Source organism: Xenorhabdus sp. NBAII XenSa04 (genome assembly GCF_963866145.1).
Taxonomy (GTDB): Bacteria; Pseudomonadota; Gammaproteobacteria; order Enterobacterales; family Enterobacteriaceae; genus Xenorhabdus; species Xenorhabdus indica.
Genome location: NZ_CAWMEB010000077.1, coordinates 1 through 2,455 on the forward strand (window position 1 = coordinate 1; position 2,455 = coordinate 2,455).

1 protein-coding gene is annotated in these 2,455 nt (G+C 48.3%); it reads left to right on the top strand.

Features of this window, described 5'->3' with window-relative positions; translation table 11 throughout:
• Window positions 1–2,455: condensation domain-containing protein (locus AAC147_RS03840; protein ID WP_047685701.1), on the top strand; the 2,455-nt coding region annotated here is incomplete at both ends.

The window sequence follows — 2,455 nt, forward strand, 5'->3', positions numbered from 1 at the left end:
ACTGTGTGTGCCAGCCAGAATTTATTGCAGGGTGATGATTTGTCCATTGGCCGGGGAATTGATAATACCCGTCTGTATGTGCTGGATGAACAGGGCAATCTGTCCCCGATGGGTGCACCGGGGGAACTGTATATCGGTGGTATTGGTGTAACGAGAGGGTATTTAAACCAGCCTGAGCTGACGGCTGAGCGGTTTGTGGCAAATCCATTTGCTACCATTGAAGACAAGGCTAAGGGTTACACCCGTCTGTATAAAACCGGGGATCTGGTGCGCTGGCGGCCGGATGGCAAGCTGGACTATCTGGGGCGCAATGATTTTCAGGTCAAGATCCGGGGCTACCGCATTGAATTAGGGGAAATTGAAAGCGCACTGGCGACCCATCCACAGGTAAAACAGGCGGTAGTGATTGATCGGGAGCAGGAAGGTCACAAAATCCTGGCAGCTTATCTGATTGCTGACGGGAGTGTAGAGGATCAGAGCCTGATTGAACATATATCAGTACGCTTGCCTGAATATATGATCCCCGCCAGTTTTACCCGCATTGAGTCCGTGCCTCTGACGCTGAATGGTAAGTTGGATCGTCGGGCATTACCGGAACCAACTTGGGAAGACAAGGGGGGATATATTGCGCCACGTACAGAACTGGAAACCCAACTTTGTGCTATCTGGCGCAAGGTCTTAGGGGTGGAACGGGTTGGCATTGAGGACAATTTCTTCCGCATTGGTGGTAATTCAATTATGGCCATCAAGCTGGCAGCCGCTATTCGTCATACCTTGTCAATGGATCTCCCGTTGATACAGTTGTTTGAGTTGAAAACGGTTGCTCAGTTGTCTGCTCACATGATAGGGCAGCAAAGTTACACTGTGATCCCACATGTCGAATTGACTCATTATCCTTTGTCATTTGCTCAGGAACGGTTGCTGTTTATTGAACAATTTGAACAGGGTTCTCATGCTTATCATGTCCCTTATCTGGTGTTGCTGGATGAAGGTGCTGATTTGTCTCTGCTGGAAACGGCAATTAATCAGGTTGCAGATCGCCATCCGGTGATGAAAACCGTCTACCGTAGAGATGAGCAAGGGTTGGCTTATCAGCAAGTGCTGGATGAGCATATTATGCTCAGGTCACAATTTTGTGAGGAAACTAATTTACTTTTACAAACGGTACGTGCCGAGCTTGCTATTCCGTTTGATCTGGCATCTGAGCCAAGCTTGCGTCTGCGTCACTATCAAGTAGCGGAACAACATTATCTACTGATGATATGGCACCATATTGCTATTGATGGCTGGTCTGTCGATATCTTTATGGATGAACTGGCGAAAATTTATCAGACGTTGTCAACGCATTGTGACAGCCAACTGCTGCCGCTTGATATCAACTATGGCGACTATGCCAAGTGGCAACGCGAATACTTGCAGGGTGAAGTCCGTGAACGTCAGTTAGCATACTGGCAGCAGGCTTTGGCGGGTTATGAACCTTTGTCACTGCCAACCGACCGATCCCGACCGGCACAAATCGATTATCAGGGGCGGGATTTCCATTTTGTGTTGGAAAGCGAACTTTCTGATCAACTGAGGGCGCTGGCAAAACAGCAGGAAACGACGCTGTTTACCGTATTACTCAGTGGTTTTTATTTCATGCTGGCGAAATTGTCCGGGCAGAATGACATCGTACTGGGAACCCCGACGGATAACCGCCATCATGTTCAGACTCAGCCGCTCATTGGTATGTTCGTAAACTCATTAGTATTACGGGTGCAACTTGAGCAGAGCAACAGTGTGGCACATCTGATAAAACAGACACACACTGTTATTGCTCAGGCCAAATCCCATCAGGATATGCCGTTTGAACAGTTGATTGATGCACTGAAAGTTGAACGTGATACGACTCGTCACCCGATTTTCCAGATTATGTTTGGATTGCATAATTTTGGTGAAGGGCAACAGGTAGCGTTGGGTCTGCCATTCAGTCCCGTGGATCTGGATGACACGCTATACAGCCCCGCCAAGTTTGATCTGAGTCTGTTTATGTCCGACGGCAAAGACGGTATCGCTGGTGGTATCAATTACGCTATCAGTTTGTTTGATGAGTCAACGATATCCCGGATGGCAGATCTCTATCAGCGTGTCCTGATTGCTTTTGTGATGGATCAGAAGCAAACGCTGGCAGAGATTGATGTGGTGTCAGAGCAGGAACATCATACCTTGCTCTATAGCTGGAACCAGACAGATGTTCCGTACCCGCAAGATGACACACTCCAGCAGCAGTTTGAGGCACAGGTTGTAGCCACACCGGATAATATTGCGTTGGTATTCGAAGGGGAGAGTTTGACCTACCGTCAACTCAATGAACGGGCAAACCGGTTGGCCTTTGTTATCCGCCAACATTATCAACAGCAACACTATGCGCCGATGCCAGTTGATACCCCCGTAATCTTGTATCTGGATCGCAGTC